The organism is Avibacterium sp. 21-595 (assembly GCF_023611905.1).
GTDB lineage: Bacteria > Pseudomonadota > Gammaproteobacteria > Enterobacterales > Pasteurellaceae > Avibacterium.
In genome coordinates, this window is record NZ_CP091455.1 from 1,805,931 (window position 1) to 1,826,173 (window position 20,243).

The following is a 20,243-nucleotide window of genomic DNA, read 5'->3' on the forward strand; positions in this document are numbered from 1 at the left end:
TTATCCCCCTGCTAGCTTAACCTTAAAACCTTTTTGTTCTAATAATTGTTTGAGTAACTCTCGTTTTTCGCCTTGGATTTCAATCAAGCCATTTTTCACAGAGCCACCACAACCACAACGTTTTTTCAGTTCTGCAGCTAATTTTTTCAATTCATCATCGGGCAAGTCTAGACCTTTTATTACGCTAACGCCACTCCCCTTTCTTCCACTCACTTGGCGTTCAATGCGAACGATGCCATCACCTTTAGGGCGAATAGGCTGTTGGTTTTTTTCTGTTTTGATTCTGCCTATTTCCGTAGAGTAAACTAAAGTGCTTTCTGACATATTAGCCCTCAATAGAAGCATTAATTGCACGCAATACTTCTGCTGGATTTTCAGCTTGAGTAATTGGACGGCCGATAACCAAATAATCAGAACCCGCTTGAATTGCCGCTGCTGGTGTCATTACACGACGTTGATCACCAAAGTCTGCGCCAATAGGACGAATACCCGGAGTGATCAGTTTGAAATCGCTACCACAATGTGCGCGTAAAATTTCGACTTCTTGTGGTGAACATACTACGCCATCAAGTCCTGCACGTTGAGTTAAATGAGCGAGACGAATCACTTGCTCCATTGGTGAGGCATTAATGCCAATTTGCAGCAGATCGAGATCTTCCATACTCGTTAGCACAGTAACGCCAATTAAAATTGGCGCATCTTTTCCATAAGGCACAAGAATATTTTTGGCTTCTTCCATCATTCGCAAGCCACCACTGGCGTGTAAATCCACCATCCAAACGCCTAAATCTGCCGCAGAACGCACCGCTCTTGCCACCGTGTTAGGAATATCGTGAAACTTGAGATCAAGAAAAACGTCAAAATTACGGCTATGTAGCTGTTTGACAAAATTTGTGCCTAGTGTGGTAAACATTTCTTTGCCTACTTTTAAGCGACATTGGCTTGGGTCAAGCTGATCCACCAAAGCAAGGGCTTGTTCTTCTTTTTCATAATCTAAGGCAACAATGACTTTACTGCTCATTTTCTCTTCCTCGTTAGTTAATGATATTCAATATCTGGCGTGGGTTTGATGGTTTCCCATTGGCGGCAAGAAGGGCAGCACCAGATGAGTTTATTGGTTTGATAACCGCAATTCGTACAGCGATAATCAAAACCTTGTTTAATCCGCTCACCAACCATTTTTGAGAGTAAAATGAGGCTCTCTTTACCTCGCCCTTCTTCTGCACTTTCAATTTGATATTGGATAAAGCGATGAAAAACAATGGTTGTTGGATTTTGATTGAGCTGTTGATAAAGTTTGGCTTGCGCTGCCACAAGGCCATCTTTTTCTGCAATAAAATCCGCTAAGGCAAGATCAACGGCGCTACTTTTGCCTACTTGGCTTGCTTTAATAAGAAAAAGCTCAAAATTATCTTGTTGATGTAATTCTTCATAGCAATATTTTAAGGCGGATAATGCCTCACTAATATAAGCGGGATTTTGCTGTAAAATATTTTCTAAATTTTTTACCGCACTTTGGTAATCCAGTTGCAAGATTTCATTTTGAGCCAATAATAGCGAGGCTCGGATACAATTTGGATAGACGGTTAATGCACGCTGTAAAAGCGCGGTGGTTATTTTTCTTTGTTCTGAATCTAGGCTCTGAGCATATTCACAATAGTAATGCGCCAAAGGGATAGGATCAAAGTGCGGTGAAATTTTGGCAAGTTTTTCTGCGACATTAATGGCTTTTTTCCATTCTTTCATTTTTTGATAAATCACCGCTAACTGCTGTAAGGCATTTTCAGCAAAATCGGGTTCATCGACTAAAAGAATATACAATGCTTCAGCACGATCAAAAAAACCAACCGTCATAAAATCCCGTGCAAGCTGTTGTTTGGCGAGAAGTTTTTGTTCAAAGCTATAATTTGGACTACGATCTAGGGCTTGGTGGATTCGCAATGCTCGATCTACTTCACCACGAGAACGGAATAAGTTTCCTAATGTGAGTTCCGCTTCAAATTGCGAACTTTGTTCAATTTCATTTTCTTGCTCTTGTTTTTGTAAAATACCTAAAAACAAATCAACTGCTTTTTCTTGCTGATTAGAGAGAAGCAAATTCACCCCCGTTACATAATCACGGGATAATTTATTCGTGATGTCTTCCTGATCCTTTTTCGCACTACGATGCCCCATATACCATCCATAAGCTGCGGCAATAGGAAGCAGTAGAAAAAGCAGCTCGAGCATTATTGTGCAGCCTTATCTCGGCTTGAAGTTAATTCAGTAATTTGTGAGGAAAGGCGTTTTACCTTGCGTGCTAATCCCATATTTTTTAATTTTAATTTGAGATAAAAAAAGCCAGTAATAAACCAACCTAAAAGCAAGCCAAAACCAAATAAGATAGCCACTAAAGTAGAAAGCTGTAGTTCACTTTGAGCAACAATATAATTAAAGGTAATGAGTTGATCATTATTCGCCCCAATGGTGATGGCGACAAGTACAACGGCGAGTAAAATAATAAAACCGAAAATATACTTAATCATTACGCACTCCAAAAGATTTAAATAAATACAAAAAACGACACAAAGGTGCCGTTTAGTTAGCTGACTATTATGCTTGAATATCTACACGCATTCTAAGATCTTTACCAGCTTTAAAGTGCGGTACAGATTTCGCATCTAATTCAACTTTAGCACCCGTTTTAGGGTTACGCCCTACACGAGGCTGACGGAAATGTAGTGAAAAACTGCCAAAACCACGAACTTCAACACGCTCTCCATTTTCTAAGGTCTGCGCAATTTGCTCTAAAATCTCTTTTACTGCATTTTCTACCTCTTTAACTGAAATAGAAGGATGCTGTTGAACTAATGCTTCAATGAGTTCTGATTTAGTCATAATATTCTCCTAACTATCAATAAGTTAGCGTGAGTTTCCTCACGCCAACTTTAAAGGGAACTAAAATTATTCACCTTTAGCTGCTTTGAATGCTTCAGCCATTGCATTTGGAATAACCACTTCTTCTTTATTCACATTTGCAACTGCCGCCGCTTCTTCAGCTTGATCTTTCGCTTTCACAGATAAGTGAACTAAACGGGCTTTACGATCTACACCGGTGTATTTCGCTTCAACAACATCACCTTCAGCAACTTCACTTGTTAAATCAGCAGCACGGATGTAACCTTCAACACCGCCGTCTAACTCAACTTTAGCGCCTTTTGCATCTGCTTCAACAACTTTAGCACTTACGATAGCGCCTTTTTTGTTTGCTGCGATGAAGTTATTGAATGGATCATCTTCAAGTTGTTTGATACCTAAAGAGATACGCTCTTTTGCTGAATCCACTTGTAATACTACTGCAGAGACTTCATCACCTTTTTTGTAGTTACGAACGGCTTCTTCACCTGGAACATTCCAAGAAATGTCAGATAAGTGAACTAAACCATCAATCCCCCCTTCAAGACCGATGAAGATACCGAAGTCAGTAATTGACTTAATTTTACCTGTAACTTTATCGCCTTTGTTGTGAGTGTCAGCAAATTGTAACCACGGGTTAGGTTTACATTGTTTTAAACCTAAAGAAATACGACGACGTTCTTCGTCAATTTCTAATACCATTACCTCAACAGTATCACCTAAGCTAACCACTTTAGATGGGTGAATGTTTTTGTTTGTCCAATCCATTTCAGAAACGTGAACTAAGCCTTCAACGCCTTCTAAAATTTCAACGAAACAACCATAGTCTGTTAAGTTAGTCACTTTACCAGTTAATTTGCTACCAACTGGGTGATTTTCTGCGATAGCAACCCAAGGATCTTGACCTAATTGTTTTAAGCCTAAAGATACACGAGTACGATCTTTATCGAATTTTAATACTTTAACTGTGATTTCATCACCCACATTCACGATTTCGCTTGGGTGTTTAACGCGTTTCCAAGCCATATCAGTGATGTGTAATAAACCATCAACGCCACCTAAATCAACGAATGCGCCGTAGTCAGTTAAGTTTTTAACTGTCCCTTTAACTTCTGCGCCTTCAGCAAGGTTAGCTAAGATTTCTTCACGATCTTGACTGTTTTCTGATTCAATAACAGCACGACGAGAAACCACAACGTTGTTACGTTTTTGATCTAATTTGATTACTTTGAATTCTAATTCTTTACCTTCAAGGTGTAAGGTATCACGCACTGGACGAGTATCTACTAATGAACCCGGTAAGAATGCACGAACACCGTTTAACTCAACTGTGAAACCACCTTTCACTTTACCGTTGATTAAACCGATAACTGTTGCTTGTTCTTCATAGGCTTTTTCTAATTCAATCCAAGATTCGTGACGTACTGCTTTTTCACGAGATAATTTAGTTTCACCGAAACCATCTTCCACAGCGTCTAACGCAACGTTTACCACGTCGCCAACTTTAACGTCTAATTCACCTTGTGCATTTTGGAATTCTTCAGCTGGGATACGCGCTTCAGATTTTAAACCTGCATCGACATATACGAAGCCTTTTTCAATAGCAACAACTGTACCGTTAACGATTGAACCTAAACGAGTTTCAAGGTCTTTTAATGATTCTTCAAAGAGTTGAGCAAAAGATTCTGACATAATTAATCTTCTAAATTTAGTTAATAACGTCCACTTTATATCCATAAAAAGTGGGGCTGATAATAAATGTTTATCCATCCTTGAATAAACTGATGAAAATAATTTAAGCCTTAGAGACTAACCTTCTGACGAATATAATCAAGTGCTTGGGCTATTACCGCCTCAATACTTAATTCCGTGCTATCTAATAGCAATGCATCATCCGCAGGTTTAAGTGGCGCAACAGGACGATTTCTATCGCGAAAATCACGCTCTTTTATCTCGGCTAAAATCTGTGCAAAGTTACCACTAATTCCTTTATTTTGCAACTGTTTATAGCGTCTTTTCGCTCTTTCTTCGACACTTGCATCTAAAAATAACTTGACTTGTGCCTGAGGGAAAACCACCGTCCCCATATCTCGCCCGTCTGCGATAAGCCCTTTCTCCGTCGCAAAGCTTTGTTGTAACTGCAATAATGCTTGGCGCACTTGTGGAAACACCGCCACTTTTGAAGCCGCATCAGCCACTTCTTGAGTGCGAATTTGTCCACTCACATTTTCCCCTTCTAAGATAATTTTCACTTCATTATCTTCAGGTAAAAATGCCACATCTAAATGACGTGCTAAATTTGCCAACGCCATTTCATCATCTAACGACACTTGCTTTTTCAACGCAGCCAATGCCGTAACACGATAAATAGCTCCGCTATCTAACAAAGCAAAACCTAATTGCTGTGCCAACGCATAACATAACGTGCCTTTACCCGCGCCACTTGGACCATCGACGGTGATAATAATATTGTGCATAATTATCCTTATTTATCTTCTCATTTATGAAACTAAGCATAGCATAATTACCGTATTTTATCACCGCTATAGATCAAAGTGCGGTCAAAAATTTTCTTATTTTTTAAGACACTTGAGTCACGTCAATCGCATTTGCATTCCAAAAATCGACTGGGGCATTTAGAACAGGACGAACGACGCCAACACGAATAACAAAATCACCAAAACTTTCTTCGCTATTACGTTCAGTTGCCCAATAGCCAATCAGTCGATCAATTTCTGTCAAAATATCATCAATGGTTTGATTTTCTTGATAAAGGCGAGGAATACGACAACCTTCACGATCTCCACCAAGGTGAAGGTTATAACGCCCTATCGCTTTCCCGACTAAACCAATTTCAGCAAGCATTGCACGTCCACAACCATTTGGACAGCCTGTAATACGGGTCACAATATATTCTTCAGGAATACCGTGCTTAGCCAAACTTTTTTCAATTTCAGTCGTAAAATCAGGTAGAATACGTTCAGCTTCTGCCATTGCTAATGGGCAAGTAGGAAAAGCCACACAAGACATTGAATATTCACGTTGTTTGGTAATTTTTTCCATTAATCCATACTGGCGAGCAATCGCTTCTATACGCGCTTTTTCCTCTTCTGGCACGCCTGCAATAATAATATTTTGATTTGCTGTAATACGAAAATCACCCTGATGGATTTTGGCAATTTCCAGCATTCCTGTCATTAATGGTCGCTTAGGATCGTTATCTGTAATTCGCCCACTTTCAATAAATAAGGTTAAGTGCCATTTATTATCAATGCCCTTTACCCAACCAATACGATCACCTCGCTCAGTAAATTGGTAAGGACGAATCGGTGCAAAAACAAATCCCATACGGCGTTCAACTTCTGCTTTAAACCCTTCTAGCCCCATTGCTTGAATGGTATAACGCGTACGCGCATGTTTACGATCTGCACGATTACCGAAATCTCGTTGTGTGGTGACAATCGCCTCAGCGGCTATAAGGGTTTGCTCAAGGGAAATATACCCCAGTTCTAATGCCACGTGGGGATAGGTTGTTGTATTACCGTGCTCCATTGATAAGCCACCGCCCACTAAGACATTAAAGCCCGCTAGCTCTCCATTATCGCCTTTAATGGCAACAAAATTCATATCATTACCAAACACATCAACATCATTAAGCGGTGGGATAGAAACGGTGGTTTTATATTTACGTGGTAAGTAAGTTTTCCCTAAAATCGGTTCCTCTTCTGGTTCAAGTAAGTTTTCCGAACTCATCGCCTTCTTCCCGTCAATCCACACATCTAAATACCCTCGTGTACGAGGCAATAAATGCTCAGAAATTTTCTTTGCCCATTCATAAGCTTGCTGATGAAGCTCACTTTCAATTGGATTTGAAGTACATAACACATTACGGTTCATATCAGAGGCTGTTGCAATTGAATCTAAGCCAATGCGATGTAATAAACGATGCATATCCTGTAATTTTGTTTTCGGCACACCGTGATATTGGAAAGTTTGTCGATTAGTTAAACGAATTGAACGATAGTAACTATTTTCCCGTGCGAATTTGTCAATTTCGATCCACTGAAACGGCTTAATGATCCCTCCCGGTAAACGACAACGTAGTAGCATAAACTTGCGAGGTTCTAATTTTTGAGCCAAACGCTCAGCGCGAATATCGCGATCATCTTGTTCATACATACCGTGAAAGCGAATAAGCTGAAAATTGTCGCCATTGAAGCCCCCCGTTAAACCATCATTTAAGTCTTCTAAAATTGTACCGCGTAAAAAATTGCTTTCTTCTTTCAGACGCTCATTATCTGAAAGTGGTTGTGCTTTCCATTCTAAGCCTTTTTGTATGTTGTCTGTCATTTCCATCACTCCTCAATCTTAATACACATCACGTTGGTAGCGTTTTTCTTCGCGCAATCCATCTAAATACTCTTCGGCTTCATCAGCAGTCAATTTACCTTGGGTCGCAATCACCTCTAAGAGCGCTTGATTCACATCTTTTGCCATTTTGGTCGCATCACCACACACATAAATATATGCCCCCTCTTGTAACCATCGCCATATTTCTTCGCCATTTTCTCGAATCTTATCTTGCACATAGATTTTTTGTGATTGATCCCGTGACCACGCGAAGCTGTATTTATGTAAGAAGCCTTCCTTAGCAAATTGTTGCCATTCGGTTTGATACAAAAAATCGAGAGCAAAATGCGGATTACCGAAAATAAGCCAATTTCGCCCTTCGGCATTTTCCGCTGCTCGCTGCTGAACAAAAGCGCGAAATGGTGCAATTCCAGTACCAGAGCCGATCATAATAATGGGGCTTTTTGGATCCTGTGGTAAACGGAAATGATCGTTTTTCTCGATAAAGACTCTGACCCGTCCATCTTCTTCTACACGATCGGCTAAATAGCTTGATGCACCGCCAGCACGAGCTTTGCCTTGATAGTCATACCGCACAACGCCCACTGTTAAATGCACCTCTTCCCCTACTTCAGCTGCACTTGATGAAATGGAATACAAACGTGGTGTTAGTGGTCGGAATAAACTCGCTAATTGTTCAGCGGTTAGTTTGGTAGGAAATTGATGTAACACATCAACGATCGGCGTTTGTGCCACAAATTGGTGGCATTTTTCAACATCTTGCACGATCTCATTTAATAGATCATTTTTCGCCAATATGGCATAAGACTTCACAAAAGCCACATTATTTTGCGTTAATTCTAGCTCAGATTGAAGTGCGGTGGAAATTGATAACGTTTTTTCTTTTAATGTCACTTCTGCATCGCCCTCAACACCAACGGCAGCTAAGATTTCTGCAACCAAATCAGGATCATTTTCAAAATAAACACCGAGTGCATCACCCGCTTGATAGTCCAACCCTGAACCAGACAGGTCAAGTTCTAAATGTCTAACATCCTTCGCAGAACGACTATCCGTTAAGCGTTGATTCGTTATTAAGGAAGCGCTAAACGGGTTTTCTTTATTAAATGGTGATATTGAAGTCAGTGCAGCTTTCTTATGTTCTTGAATAGCCCCCCCTTGAGTTTGGGTCTGTTGATTTATAACGTTTTCTTTAATGGCATTGGTAATATTATTCACCCACTCTTCAGCAACAGATTTAAAATCCAAATCTACATCAACACGACTTAGCAAACGCTCTGCCCCTAAATTCGCAAAAGCGTGATCAAAATCTTTTCCCGCTTGACAAAAATGCGGGTATGAACTATCCCCCAAGCTCAACACGGCAAATTTCATTCCCGCCAATTTCGGGGCTTTTTTACCTTGCAATAATTTCAATAACAATACGCCTTCTTCTGGCGGTTCGCCTTCACCTTGTGTAGAGGTCACCAAAATAACCACCTTTTCTTGTGCAATATTTTTCGCTTTGTAGTCAGCCAGTGATTTACGAGAAACTGCAATGCCTTCACTTTGTAGCCGTGCCGCAAGTTGATCAGCCACCGATTTAGCGTTGCCTGTTTGCGAAGCTGACAGTACGCTCACCTCAAGAATGGTATTGGACGCAGAAAAAGTGGGGGAAAAACCCACCGCACTTTTCATTGCCGTCTCGCTCGCCTCTTGTGATTTCGCCCACGCATAGCCAGACAGCCAAGCCAGTTGAATATTGTTTAAACCTGAAAGTGTCTGTAACACTTCAGGGCTAAGTGGTAAAGTGATATTTGCCATCATTCCCCCAATAATAAAAATAAAATACAATTTCTACACGGTTTGCTTATCAGCACAGGGTTTAAAAGTGCGGTCGTTTTTTAATGATTTTCTAAAATCATTCCGCCCGCAACCGTGTGATAGGTAACCTCATCAATTAAAATAAATGCACCCGTGGCTTTATTTTGTTCGTAGGTACTGGCAGTTATCGGTTGCTGTAAACGAAGACGTACTTGGGCAATATCATTCATTTGGATCTGTGTTGCATCACTATTGTTCAGCAAGGTTTTTAAATCCAAAATTTGCTCAATCTCATTCACTTTAGCAAAAACCGTTTGTGTTCCCTGCTTAAGCAAATATTTACGCGCAGGATTAAGAGGCGTTTGGTCAAACCAGCAAAGTGTCGCCGTTAAGGTAGTTGTTGGCGCTAATGATGAATTAAGGGCTAAAAAGGTATCGCCACGAGAAATATCAATATCATCAGCAAGACGAAGTGTAACTTGTTCCCCCTCACTGGCTTGTGATACCAAGCCATTTGGTGAATAAATTTCAGCAATATGGCTTTGTAATCCATTTGGTTCAATTCTCACCGGATCACCCTGTTGAATGTTTCCCGCTTCAATACGCCCTTGATAGCCACGAAAATCATCTGCTTTATCGGGATCTAAACGTAAAACAAATTGAACCGGAAAATGAAATGTATCCTTTTTTTCTGAACGCGTATCATCAGTGGGTAAATTTTCTAATATCGTTAAAAGTGGCTCACCTTGATACCAAGGGGTACGTTCACTTTTATGTACGATATTGTCCCCTTGCAAAGCGGAAACGGGAACAAATTGCACTTCTGGTAATGCAAGCTGCTGCGCTAACCTACTATAAGCATTGATGATCGCGTTGAACTTCTCTTGAGAGAAATCCAATAAATCCATTTTATTTACGGCGACTAAAATATGCGGGCAACGCAAATGTTTTAAAATCGCAGAATGGCGTTTTGTTTGCGGCAGCAGCTCCACATTCTCTTGTGAAAAATCAAGCTGTGTCGCATCAATCAATACCACTGCGGCATTCGCTGTTGAAGCGCCCGTGACCATATTACGGGTATATTGTTCGTGTCCCGGTGTATCCGCAATAATAAATTTTCGTTTTGCGGTAGAAAAATAACGATACGCAACATCAATCGTAATGCCTTGTTCACGTTCGGCTTCAAGCCCGTCAGTTAAAATGGAAAAATCGATCGCTTCCCCGTTTCGTTTAGATTGGTTTAGGCTTAAAAGCTGATCACTTAATAATGCTTTGCTGTCATAAAGTAAGCGTCCAATTAAAGTACTTTTACCATCATCAACACTGCCTGCTGTGATAAAACGTAACGGTGCATATTGGGTTAATTGGCTCATAGTTATTCCTTCTTTCTCTATCTTTTCTGAAATGCTGTTTGCTGGTAATTTTTTAGAAATAGCCTTGCTTTTTACGTCGCTCCATTGCGGCTTCACTCGTGCGATCGTCCATTCGCGTTGCACTACGTTCAGAAATTTCACTTAATGCCGTTTCCTGAATAATTTCACGTGGTGTTGTTGCGTGGCTTGCGACAGGGCAAGTACAACTAATGTCCCCTACCGTACGAAAGCGTACCGAACGAATGAGACTTTCTTCCCCTGCTTCCTTTGGCGTTAATGGCGTGATAGGAACCAAAAGCCCGTTTCGTTCCACCACTTCACGGTTATGAGCATAATAAATAGAAGGCAATGCTAATTTTTCTTGTTCGATATATTGCCAAATATCCAGTTCTGTCCAATTAGAAATCGGGAAAACACGCATATTTTCACCTTGGTGCAGTTTTGCATTGTATAAAGACCACAATTCAGGGCGTTGTGCTTTTGGATCCCATTGACCAAATTCATCACGAAAAGAAAAAATCCGCTCTTTCGCACGTGCTTTCTCTTCATCGCGTCGAGCGCCTCCCATCAAGGCATCAAAGCCATAAGCGTCAATCGTTTCTAGTAAGGTAATGGCTTGAGCCGCATTACGACTATCATTTTCTTTACGCAAAACGACCGTTCCTTTGGCAATGGAGTCTTCTACTTTGCCAACAATTAATTTTGCTTGAAGTGCTGCCACGGTATCATCACGAAATTGGATTACTTCAGGATAATTATGCCCCGTATCAATATGCACCAAAGGAAAAGGTAAAACTAATTTTCGTCCCGCTAATTGAAAGGCTTTGCGTGCCAATGCTAGCAACACAACACTGTCCTTCCCACCTGAAAAAAGTAAGGCTGGATTACGACATTGTGCGACAACCTCGCGAATAATATAAATAGCCTCAGCCTCTAGCCAGTCAAGATGACCTGTTTCAATCTGATTTTGTGTTGTCATTATGCTTCCTTCTGTTTATTCTCATTAAAATCGGTATAGTAAAAATATGGTTAACATTTCATCTATTTATGTAATCCGCACTCTTTGCTATCTTTATTCTCCCACCACCAACGTCCAGCTCGAATATCGTCTCCTGCTTTTACAGGCGCTGTGCAAGGGGCGCAGCCAATACTTGGAAACCCCTGTTCATATAACGCATTGTAGGGAATTTGATACTTCAAAATATAAGCCCACACCTCGTTTTCAGACCAATCATAAATAGGGTTATATTTCGCAATTTGGCGACTTTCATCTTGCTCATAAAAAGGTAACGTAGTACGTGTTGTTGATTGCGAACGGCGTTGCCCTGTGAGCCAACAATCTGCTGAAGCTAAGGCACGATTTAACGGTTCAATTTTACGCAAATAACAGCATTCTCTACGCAATGCTACGCTTTCATAAAAAGCAAATTTCCCTTTTTGTTCTTCATAGTGTTTTATGGCTTGAGTATCTGGATAGAACAGCTCAAAATTCAATTGGGGATAGGTCTTTTTTAACACGCTCAGCAAGGCTAAGGTTTCAGGATTTAATTGCCCTGTTTCAAGAGTGAATACGGTAATTTTCGCTTTAGTTTTCGCAATGACATCGGTAATCACCATATCTTCCACCGCAAGACTACTAGCAAATTTAATCTGTTGATGTGCGTTGCTAATGTCTTGCAATCGTGCCAAAAGCTGTTTTTCTTTCGCCTCAAGCTGAACAAAATCATCTTGTGTCGGCTGAGGGATCATCCATAATTTAGGTTTTTCCATTGGTTTGCTTCCTCTTTTAACCCTCAATATTCGTTATGCAACCTGCTTTGGTTGTAAACGTGTGAATGTAAAGTGCGGTGCTTTTTGAGGCTGTTTTTCTTCCCCAAACCACGCTAATTTTTCCTGCAAGGCGACCACTTCCCCCACAACGATTAACGCGGGGGTCGGTGCGTTTTCAGCAATTTCTGCCAAATTTGCTAAGATGCCTGTTTGTGTTTGTTGTGTTTCTAATGTTCCGTGCGAAATGACGGCGACAGGCGTCGTACTGGCTCGCCCAAATTGCTGTAATTGTGTAGCGATCTCGTGGGCATTTAAGGTTCCCATATAAATAACTAAGGTTTGCTGGCTTCGGGCAAGGCTTTGCCACTCAATCTCTGCCGCATCATTTTTGCGATGCCCTGTAACAAACACCGCACTTTGGGCATAATCACGATGCGTAAGCGGAATGCCTGCATAGGCGGTTGCCCCAATCGCTGCGGTAATACCGGGTACTACTGAAAATGGAATGTGGTGTTGTGCCAGAATTTCCAACTCTTCGCCAGCTCGCCCAAAAACAAAAGGATCCCCACCTTTCAATCGAACAACACGTTTCCCTGCCTTGGCATACTTCACAAGCAAGGCATTGATCTCTTCTTGTGCCACAGCATTCCCCCGCCCCCGTTTGCCGACAAAAACACGTTGTGCATCACGGCGAATTAAATCTAAAACCGCTTCTGAAACCAACGCGTCATACAACACAATATCGGCTTGCTGAATTTCTTGTAATCCTTTTAAGGTCAATAATCCCGCATCTCCCGGTCCTGCCCCTACAAGCGTAACGCTCCCCCCTTGAAAATCAGCGCTGTCAAGTTGATATGCTAATTCTTGAGTTGCTTGTTCAAGCTGGTGGTTTTTGATGAACTGCGCAAATCGCCCATTAAATAATTGCTCCCAAAAACGGCGACGTTGTGTAACCGAACGAAAGCGTTGCTTAACTTTATACCGCCATTTCCCCGCAAGCGCTGCCATCGTCCCTAAATACTGCGGTAAACGAGCTTCAAGCTTTTCCCGTAATAACCTCACCAATACCGGGGCTGTGCCACCACTGGAGATCGCAATTTGAATAGGATCACGATCAATGATTGAGGGGAAAATCGCACTGCAATGGGCTTGATCATCAACAACATTAACAAATTTATGCTGATTTTCGGCAAGAGTGAAAATACGTTGGTTTAATGTCTTATCGTTGGCTGCCGCAATCACGAAAAAAACCTGTTGCAACTGTTCTGAATGAAAGGTTTTCGCTAACCAAATAATACGTTCCTGTTGCCAAAGTGCGGTGAGTTCTGCACCAAGTTTTTCCGCTACAACGCGTACTTCTGCATTCGCTTTCAGCAATAAGCTCACTTTGCGTGCGGCAACAGCACCGCCCCCAACAACCAGAACGGGACGATTTGTTAATTCAGCAAATAATGGAAAATATTTCATAATCTCACTCCTTAAACTGTTTTTTAATCAGCTTGTGAATTGCAATGCACGCAAGCCTGAAAATAAAGTTGATCAAACAACGCGTTATCTGCAAAATGTTGCTGATTAATTGTTGCCCAATCACCAAATTGTTCATTAACATCAAGCGCATTTACCTTTGGGAAAAGTGCGGTGAATTTTTGTGCTATTTTGGCATTACTTGGACGAAAGTGATGTTGAGCGGCGAGTTCTTGTCCTTGTTCCGACCATAACCCTTGCAAATAAGTTTGTGCCAGCTTATGCGTACCATTGATTTTTGTATTCGTTGTTTCCGCCACCAATACAGGGGTGTATAAAGTAAGGCTCGGATAAATTACGCTAAACCCTTGTGTATCAAGACGCTGAGCCGCTAAAGCCGCTTCATTTTCAGGGGTTATCAACACATCCCCAAAATGACGTTGCGTGAATACCATTGTGGCACTTCTCGCCCCCGCTTCTAATACCGGCACATTGCGTAAAAGACGGCGTATAAAATCCAATTGCTGTGCTTCACCAGAAAATGCCTGCTTGGCGTAAGAATACGCTGCAAGGTAAGCAAAACGTCCATTGGCGGAAGTTTTAGGGTTAGCAAAAACCACACGAACATCATTACGCGTGAGATCTTGCCAATCTCGAATTTGTTTTGGATTTCCTTTTTTTACCAAAAACACCATTACCGAACCAAAGGGCGTAGCATTGTTTGGGAAACGCTGCGCCCAATCAGATGCAACAAGCCCTTTTTGCACCAATAAATCAATATCATTCGCTTGGGTTAATGTCACAATATCTGCTGGAAGCCCTTTTGCCACGCTTAACGTTTGCTTACTTGCACTACCATGGGATTGGGAGATCACGATGTTCGCGTGTTGCTGGCGAAAAGCTTGATTATAATCGTGATAAAAATCGCGAATAACGTCATAAGCAACATTAAGCAACACCTTTTTTTCTGTTTGTCTTGAGCAATTTAGCAGCCCAAGCACAATCACAAATATGCCTGCCAAAAGCACAACACCTTTCTTCATTCTTGCTCTCCGAAAACAGCATTTGAAAACGATGAACAAGTTATAAAGCAAAAATTTACAATTCAAAAATAACAAAATTTTATTTTTTATAACAAAATGGAATTTATAAGGCAAAATAAAACAGATATAAATTCCATTTAGGAATAATAAATGCGTTTTTGTTCTTTGCGCTTGTAAAAAAGTGCGGTTATTTTTGACAATGTTTTTTGCTGATATGTCATATGAAGCAAAGGTACGACTAGAATTTGCCCTTCAATCAATCTATGAAGGTAACATCGTGAAAAAAAAGAGTAATATGGAGAAATCAACGATGCGAACCGTTCTTCCTTTTTTTAAAAGTGGTATGACTATCAGTATTTTATGGATAGTTTCGATGATTATATTGCCATTGGCACTATTAATTGCTACTGCATTACAGCTTAGCGGTAAAGAAATTTTAGCCATCGCGTTAAGTAAACCTGTTATTGCCGCGATTTGGCTTTCTTTTAAACAAGCTTTCATCGCTACGCTGATTAATATGCTGTTTGGTTTTTTACTCGCTTGGGTGTTAGTGCGTTATGATTTTATTGGGAAAAACCTCATTAATGCACTCATTGATTTACCCTTTGCCTTACCCACTGCGGTTGCAGGGATTGCGTTATCTGCACTTTATTCGCCACAAGGATTGTTTGGAAAATGTTTATCTAATATAGGTATTCAAATTGCTTATACCCCTAATGGGATCACTGTCGCCTTAATTTTTGTTAGTTTGCCTTTTATAGTGCGAGCCATTCAGCCTGTTCTGACCGCTTTCGATTCTAGCTATGAAGAAGCCGCCCATCTTTTGGGAGCTAGCCCGCTCATAACACTCATCCGTGTCATTCTTCCGCCACTTCTTCCCGCTCTTATCAGTGGAGCAGGAATGGGATTTGCGCGTTCATTAGGTGAATATGGTTCGGTGATTTTCATTGCCGGGAATGTGCCTTTAGTTTCTGAAATTGCACCATTGATTATTATGTCAAAATTGGAATTGTATGATGTTCAAGGGGCTGCCGTCGTGGCACTCGTAATGCTTTTTATCTCTTTTCTATTAATTTTGGCTATTAATATTATGCAATGGCAATTCAGCAAACACATTACAGAGGTGAAATAATGAAAGATTTTCGTTACGCCAAATGGCTTCTCATTACCCTTGCTCTGGGCTTTTTTGCCATTGTGTTACTCGCCCCCTTATGCAGCATATTTTATTATGCCTTTGCACAAGGCATTCATTTTTTTCTCGCTTCTTTAAGCAATGAAGAAGCTTTAGCAGCAATTTGGCTTAGCTTAAAAGTGGCATTGATTATTTTACCAATCAACATTTTTATTGGTGTCGTAATGGCTTGGACGATTGCCTATTTCAATTTTAAAGGCAAAGCTATCTTGACCGCGATGCTTGATTTGCCCTTTTCTCTCTCGCCAGTGGTTGTGGGGCTAATGTTTTTGCTTCTCTTTGGCTTAGATGGGCTGGTAGGAAATTGGCTATTTGAACACGGCATTCGCGTGATTTTTGCTGTGCCAAGTATTGTGATTGTTACGCTTTTTGTTACTTTTCCTCTTATCGCGAAATCCCTTATTCCAACAATGAATGCACAGGGAAACAGCGAGGAGCAAGCCGCGATTATCCTTGGCTCAAATGGCTGGACGTTATTCTGGCGTGTCACTTTTCCGAAAATTAAATGGGCATTACTCTATGGCATCATTTTAAGTAATGCCCGTGCAATGGGGGAATTTGGTGCAGTGAGTGTCGTTTCAGGGCATATTCGTGGCTTAACCAATACCCTACCGCTCTATATTGAAATCAGCTATAACGAATACCAATTTGTTGCTGCTTTTGCTTGCGCAAGCCTACTGGCGCTACTCGCGCTATTCACACTCGGATTAAAATATTTAGTGAGCTGGCAAGCTAAACGCAAACTTAATAATACATTTAATAAATAGGAGGCGATGATGTCGATAAAAGTTGAGCAATTAGAAAAACATTTTGGCAAATTCCACGCCTTACAAAACATTCACTTACAATGCGAGCAGAACCAACTTACTGCCTTGCTTGGACCAAGTGGCTGTGGAAAAACTACCTTATTACGCATTATTGCAGGGCTAGAATTTGCTGATCAAGGGCGAATTTTATTTAATAATCAGGATGTTACCCATCTTTCTGCCAAGCAACGTCAAGTGGGCTTTGTGTTTCAACATTATGCGTTATTTCAAAATATGACCGTATTTGATAATGTCGCCTTTGGTTTACAAGTGAAACCACGAAAAACACGCCCTAGCCGTGAAAAAATCACACAAAAAGTTACCGCACTTTTACAGTTGGTTGAACTTGCCCATTTGGCACACCGTTATCCTCATCAGCTATCAGGTGGTCAGCGCCAACGCATCGCACTTGCACGCGCCTTAGCCGTTGAACCCAAAGTCCTTTTATTAGATGAACCCTTTGGCGCCCTTGATGCTCAAGTGCGTAAATCATTACGTCGTTGGTTGCGTGATTTACACCAAGAATTAACAATAACAAGTTTATTTGTTACTCACGATCAAGATGAAGCCTTGGACGTTTCCGATCGTATTGTGGTGATGAATAAAGGAAAAATTGAGCAAGTCGATGTTCCCAATAAAATTTACCACGCCCCACAAACGCCTTTTGTAACCCAATTTGTCGGCGATGTGAATGTTTTTCACGGGCATATTGATCAGGGAAAATTAGTCATAGGGGAATTTAGCCACCACCTCAATTCTGCTGCCAATACGCCAACATCCGTTGAAAATCAATCTGCTACGGCTTACATTCGTCCTTATGAACTCACGCTTTCACGGCAAAATCAAAATGCGTTAGCATCAGGAATCATTACGCATATTAATGCGATAGGCTTTATTGTACGCATTGAAATTCAAAGTGAACAAAGTGAGCAACCGATCGAAGTGATTTTGACCCAACAAGCTTATTTAAAAGAAAAATATCAAGTCAATGATCAGGTTTACCTTGTGCCAGATAAACTTAATTTATTCCAGCAGATGAATATTTAAATAACCGCTTACTCATACAATGAAAATGGAAAATATTTAACCGATTTGCAAGAAAAGGAACGCACAAAAATTGTATTTTATCGCCTTGTTAAATTAATAGGCGCTATTTTGGCGCTTATTTTTTAGCTAAATATTGTATTTAAATCAGTTTCCAATTTATCCAACATTTCATACCGTTTACGATACATTGAACGTTTTTTGCTTTGAATATCTTCTAAAGGTTTGCGTTCTATCTCAAGTGGTAATGTCCAGTAACCTTGAACATTTAAATTACCGGCATTTTCTTGCCAGAACTCATCATAATTAAAAAGTAAACGCTTAGAATCATTCCAGCGAAATTTAGCTTGTCGTTTATGAGAAATACCAACTAAATCACAACCTAATTGTTTTGCTAATAATTTAAAGGCATTGACAAGCATAAACATTGGTCTCATTCCATGTAATTCTTTTGTCGCAAGGCGAACAATATCTTGCGCATTTTCCCCTTTCGGGCCTTGAATAGAAGCAATTAAGATTTGATGTGGTGATAAAAAAGTAAAAGAAGCATCATACACACTACGCTGATTCTCTTGATCATAAATATTCAGAGAGAAAAAACCTTCCAACGGATCAATTTGATTAAGATTAATCTTTAAAAACAATTTTTCCGTTAATTGTGATAGTGACAATGTTTGCTGTTCAACCAGTTGTTGGCAAAATGCCTCTCCTAACTTATCTTCTGCAAGTAAAAAATGTTGTGAAATACTATCTAATCGCTGCTGCACATTAAAAGATTTATCACAATACGCATAAAGCAAAGCGTTAGTGCGATATAAATTTTGATTAAAAAACGTCGCCCATAATGGCTTTTCATTTAAAAATGCGGTGAATGTTTGACATTGCTTGGCATATAACGATGTCCTCACCAAATAACGTAATTTTTCTCTTATACGCTTTAGTACTCGTTTTTCAACAGGATAAAGTTGAGCAAAAGAAGGAAAAGAAAACGAACTGGACATAAAAATACCGATAAAAAGCCAAAATAAGATGGAAATTTTAATAAAAAATAACCGCACTTTCAATGTAATAAAAGTGCGGTTAAATTTTTACACGATTTTAATTAATCTTTTTTATTATTTAACTGTGGTAAAAAAGAGTCTTTTGAAATGCTTAACAAGCCAGTTTGGGTGTAAATACCTAATTTATCACGGGTATCGACAATATCTAAGTTACGCATTGTTAATTGACCGATGCGATCTAATGGATCGAATGGGGCATTTTCAATTTTTTCCATACTTAAACGTTCTGGGTGATAGGTGCTGTTTGCTGATGACGTGTTTAAGATGGAATAATCATTGCCACGGCGTAGTTCAAGAGTAACTTCACCAGTGATCGCACGCGCAACCCAACGCTGCGCAGTTTCACGTAACATTAATGCTTGCGGATCGAACCAGCGACCTTGATACAATAAACGACCTAGACGTAAACCGTTAATGCGGTATTGTTCAATGGTGTCTTCATTGTGGATTGCACTGAGCAAACGCTCGTAGGCAATATGTAATAATGCCATTCCCGGCGCTTCATAAATACCGCGAGATTTTGCCTCAATAATGCGGTTTTCAATTTGGTCTGACATTCCTAAACCGTGGCGACCACCAATGCGGTTTGCTTCAAGGAAGAGTTCGACTGAATCGCTAAATGATTTACCATTTAATGCCACTGGCACGCCTTCTTCAAAGCGAACCGTAACTTCTTCAGGTTTAATTTCTACCTCTTCGCGCCAGAATGGTACGCCCATAATTGGATTCACAATACGAATGCCACGGCTTAATAATTCGAGATCTTTCGCCTCGTGTGTTGCCCCCAGCATATTAGAATCTGTTGAGTAGGCTTTTTCGACAGACATTTTATATTCAAAACCATTGGCGATTAAGAATTCTGACATCTCGTGGCGACCGCCGAGTTCCTCAATAAAGCGATCATCTAACCAAGGTTTATAAATTTTTAAATTTGGGTTAGTTAATAAACCGTAACGATAAAAACGCTCAATATCATTCCCTTTGAAGGTACTTCCATCGCCCCAGATATTGACATCATCTTCTTTCATTGCAGAAACCAACATTGTTCCTGTTACCGCACGACCTAATGGTGTGGTGTTGAAGTAGGTTGCGCCCCCTGTAGAAATATGAAATGCCCCACATTGGATCGCCACAATCCCTTCGTGCGCAAGCTGGCTACGACAGTCGATTAAACGTGCGTTTTCCGCACCATATTCCATCGCTTTGCGTGGAATGGCATTGTAATCTTCTTCATCAGGCTGACCTAAATTTGCCGTATATGCATAAGGAATTGCCCCATTTTGACGCATCCAAAGCAATGCGGCACTGGTATCTAATCCGCCAGAAAAGGCAATCCCAACTTTTTGTCCTACTGGAAGGTTTTGTAAAATCGTGTTTGACATAGTAATACCTTAGTTGTTGCTTTTGTGTGAGTAATGTTA

At 40.5% G+C, this 20,243-nt stretch carries 19 protein-coding genes; 3 read left to right on the forward strand and 16 right to left on the reverse strand.

The window, feature by feature from the left end:
* The 14 genes from yciH to L4F92_RS08405 form a co-directional block, all read right to left on the reverse strand.
* Nucleotides 1-324, reverse strand: a complete 324-nt coding sequence (gene yciH, locus L4F92_RS08340) for a stress response translation initiation inhibitor YciH (protein ID WP_250349753.1) — start codon at nucleotides 322-324, stop codon at nucleotides 1-3.
* Nucleotide 325: 1 nt separating this feature from the next.
* Nucleotides 326-1,021: an orotidine-5'-phosphate decarboxylase gene (gene pyrF, locus L4F92_RS08345; protein ID WP_250349752.1), complete on the reverse strand. Its 696-nt coding sequence runs from the start codon at nucleotides 1,019-1,021 to the stop codon at nucleotides 326-328.
* A gap of 17 nt (nucleotides 1,022-1,038) precedes the next feature.
* Nucleotides 1,039-2,229, reverse strand: coding sequence for a lipopolysaccharide assembly protein LapB (gene lapB, locus L4F92_RS08350; RefSeq protein WP_250363391.1), 1,191 nt, complete (start codon nucleotides 2,227-2,229; stop codon nucleotides 1,039-1,041).
* The gene (locus tag L4F92_RS08355) at nucleotides 2,229-2,525 is read right to left on the reverse strand and encodes a LapA family protein (RefSeq protein WP_250349750.1); all 297 of its coding nucleotides are present in this window, start codon (nucleotides 2,523-2,525) and stop codon (nucleotides 2,229-2,231) included. The genes lapB and L4F92_RS08355 overlap by 1 nt, the downstream gene beginning before the upstream one ends.
* Before the next feature lie 67 nt (nucleotides 2,526-2,592).
* Entirely contained in the window at nucleotides 2,593-2,877 is a 285-nt protein-coding gene (locus L4F92_RS08360; RefSeq protein ID WP_250349749.1) for an integration host factor subunit beta, read from the reverse strand.
* 66 nt (nucleotides 2,878-2,943) lie between these two features.
* A complete protein-coding gene (gene rpsA, locus L4F92_RS08365; RefSeq protein ID WP_250349748.1) occupies nucleotides 2,944-4,587 on the reverse strand; it encodes a 30S ribosomal protein S1 in 1,644 nt (547 codons plus the stop codon).
* Between the two features lie 110 nt (nucleotides 4,588-4,697).
* On the reverse strand, nucleotides 4,698-5,372 hold the full coding sequence (gene cmk / locus L4F92_RS08370; RefSeq protein WP_268738984.1) for a (d)CMP kinase: 675 nt from the start codon (nucleotides 5,370-5,372) through the stop codon (nucleotides 4,698-4,700).
* Nucleotides 5,373-5,475: 103 nt separating this feature from the next.
* Nucleotides 5,476-7,245 (reverse strand): assimilatory sulfite reductase (NADPH) hemoprotein subunit, encoded by a 1,770-nt coding sequence (gene cysI, locus L4F92_RS08375; RefSeq protein ID WP_250363392.1) that lies wholly within the window; start codon nucleotides 7,243-7,245, stop codon nucleotides 5,476-5,478.
* An 18-nt stretch (nucleotides 7,246-7,263) separates the two neighbouring features.
* A complete protein-coding gene (locus L4F92_RS08380) occupies nucleotides 7,264-9,069 on the reverse strand; it encodes an assimilatory sulfite reductase (NADPH) flavoprotein subunit (protein WP_250363393.1) in 1,806 nt (601 codons plus the stop codon).
* A gap of 80 nt (nucleotides 9,070-9,149) precedes the next feature.
* On the reverse strand, nucleotides 9,150-10,442 hold the full coding sequence (locus tag L4F92_RS08385) for a sulfate adenylyltransferase subunit 1 (protein ID WP_250363394.1): 1,293 nt from the start codon (nucleotides 10,440-10,442) through the stop codon (nucleotides 9,150-9,152).
* Between the two features lie 52 nt (nucleotides 10,443-10,494).
* Nucleotides 10,495-11,421 carry a sulfate adenylyltransferase subunit CysD gene (cysD, locus tag L4F92_RS08390; RefSeq protein ID WP_250363395.1) on the reverse strand — a complete coding sequence of 309 codons (927 nt, stop codon included), beginning with the start codon at nucleotides 11,419-11,421 and terminating at the stop codon, nucleotides 10,495-10,497.
* Nucleotides 11,422-11,483: 62 nt separating this feature from the next.
* Nucleotides 11,484-12,212 (reverse strand): phosphoadenylyl-sulfate reductase, encoded by a 729-nt coding sequence (locus L4F92_RS08395; protein WP_250363396.1) that lies wholly within the window; start codon nucleotides 12,210-12,212, stop codon nucleotides 11,484-11,486.
* 33 nt (nucleotides 12,213-12,245) lie between these two features.
* Nucleotides 12,246-13,679: a siroheme synthase CysG gene (gene cysG / locus L4F92_RS08400; RefSeq protein ID WP_250363397.1), complete on the reverse strand. Its 1,434-nt coding sequence runs from the start codon at nucleotides 13,677-13,679 to the stop codon at nucleotides 12,246-12,248.
* A 23-nt stretch (nucleotides 13,680-13,702) separates the two neighbouring features.
* Nucleotides 13,703-14,719 (reverse strand): sulfate ABC transporter substrate-binding protein, encoded by a 1,017-nt coding sequence (locus L4F92_RS08405; RefSeq protein WP_250363398.1) that lies wholly within the window; start codon nucleotides 14,717-14,719, stop codon nucleotides 13,703-13,705.
* A 310-nt stretch (nucleotides 14,720-15,029) separates the two neighbouring features.
* Here L4F92_RS08405 and cysT point away from each other — a divergent pair, with 310 nt between their 5' ends.
* From cysT to L4F92_RS08420, 3 genes are read left to right on the forward strand one after another with little or no spacing between them, the layout of a single operon-like run.
* Nucleotides 15,030-15,851 (forward strand): sulfate ABC transporter permease subunit CysT, encoded by an 822-nt coding sequence (gene cysT / locus L4F92_RS08410; RefSeq protein WP_250363399.1) that lies wholly within the window; start codon nucleotides 15,030-15,032, stop codon nucleotides 15,849-15,851.
* A complete protein-coding gene (gene cysW / locus L4F92_RS08415; protein WP_250363400.1) occupies nucleotides 15,851-16,678 on the forward strand; it encodes a sulfate ABC transporter permease subunit CysW in 828 nt (275 codons plus the stop codon). The genes cysT and cysW overlap by 1 nt, the downstream gene beginning before the upstream one ends.
* A gap of 9 nt (nucleotides 16,679-16,687) precedes the next feature.
* Nucleotides 16,688-17,764, forward strand: a complete 1,077-nt coding sequence (locus L4F92_RS08420; protein ID WP_326938227.1) for a sulfate/molybdate ABC transporter ATP-binding protein — start codon at nucleotides 16,688-16,690, stop codon at nucleotides 17,762-17,764.
* Between the two features lie 122 nt (nucleotides 17,765-17,886).
* Here the strand turns inward: L4F92_RS08420 and L4F92_RS08425 are convergent, their stop codons facing one another.
* Entirely contained in the window at nucleotides 17,887-18,762 is an 876-nt protein-coding gene (locus tag L4F92_RS08425; RefSeq protein ID WP_250363402.1) for a VirK/YbjX family protein, read from the reverse strand.
* Between the two features lie 101 nt (nucleotides 18,763-18,863).
* Entirely contained in the window at nucleotides 18,864-20,204 is a 1,341-nt protein-coding gene (gene argG / locus L4F92_RS08430) for an argininosuccinate synthase (protein ID WP_250363403.1), read from the reverse strand.
* Between the last annotated feature and the right edge of the window lie 39 nt (nucleotides 20,205-20,243).

Excerpts from the sequence above, each read along its gene's own strand:
- cysG (WP_250363397.1), bottom strand. The coding sequence starts at position 13,679 with ATGAAATATTTTCCATTATTTGCTGAATTAACAAATCGTCCCGTTCTG.
- argG (WP_250363403.1), bottom strand. The coding sequence starts at position 20,204 with ATGTCAAACACGATTTTACAAAACCTTCCAGTAGGACAAAAAGTTGGG.
- L4F92_RS08395 (WP_250363396.1), bottom strand. The coding sequence starts at position 12,212 with ATGGAAAAACCTAAATTATGGATGATCCCTCAGCCGACACAAGATGAT.
- cysI (WP_250363392.1), bottom strand. The coding sequence starts at position 7,245 with ATGACAGACAACATACAAAAAGGCTTAGAATGGAAAGCACAACCACTT.
- pyrF (WP_250349752.1), bottom strand. The coding sequence starts at position 1,021 with ATGAGCAGTAAAGTCATTGTTGCCTTAGATTATGAAAAAGAAGAACAA.
- L4F92_RS08380 (WP_250363393.1), bottom strand. The coding sequence starts at position 9,069 with ATGGCAAATATCACTTTACCACTTAGCCCTGAAGTGTTACAGACACTT.
- rpsA (WP_250349748.1), bottom strand. The coding sequence starts at position 4,587 with ATGTCAGAATCTTTTGCTCAACTCTTTGAAGAATCATTAAAAGACCTT.
- L4F92_RS08405 (WP_250363398.1), bottom strand. The coding sequence starts at position 14,719 with ATGAAGAAAGGTGTTGTGCTTTTGGCAGGCATATTTGTGATTGTGCTT.
- L4F92_RS08360 (WP_250349749.1), bottom strand. The coding sequence starts at position 2,877 with ATGACTAAATCAGAACTCATTGAAGCATTAGTTCAACAGCATCCTTCT.
- L4F92_RS08420 (WP_326938227.1), top strand. The coding sequence starts at position 16,688 with ATGTCGATAAAAGTTGAGCAATTAGAAAAACATTTTGGCAAATTCCAC.
- lapB (WP_250363391.1), bottom strand. The coding sequence starts at position 2,229 with ATGCTCGAGCTGCTTTTTCTACTGCTTCCTATTGCCGCAGCTTATGGA.
- L4F92_RS08355 (WP_250349750.1), bottom strand. The coding sequence starts at position 2,525 with ATGATTAAGTATATTTTCGGTTTTATTATTTTACTCGCCGTTGTACTT.
- cmk (WP_268738984.1), bottom strand. The coding sequence starts at position 5,372 with ATGCACAATATTATTATCACCGTCGATGGTCCAAGTGGCGCGGGTAAA.
- cysT (WP_250363399.1), top strand. The coding sequence starts at position 15,030 with ATGCGAACCGTTCTTCCTTTTTTTAAAAGTGGTATGACTATCAGTATT.
- cysW (WP_250363400.1), top strand. The coding sequence starts at position 15,851 with ATGAAAGATTTTCGTTACGCCAAATGGCTTCTCATTACCCTTGCTCTG.
- cysD (WP_250363395.1), bottom strand. The coding sequence starts at position 11,421 with ATGACAACACAAAATCAGATTGAAACAGGTCATCTTGACTGGCTAGAG.
- L4F92_RS08385 (WP_250363394.1), bottom strand. The coding sequence starts at position 10,442 with ATGAGCCAATTAACCCAATATGCACCGTTACGTTTTATCACAGCAGGC.
- yciH (WP_250349753.1), bottom strand. The coding sequence starts at position 324 with ATGTCAGAAAGCACTTTAGTTTACTCTACGGAAATAGGCAGAATCAAA.
- L4F92_RS08425 (WP_250363402.1), bottom strand. The coding sequence starts at position 18,762 with ATGTCCAGTTCGTTTTCTTTTCCTTCTTTTGCTCAACTTTATCCTGTT.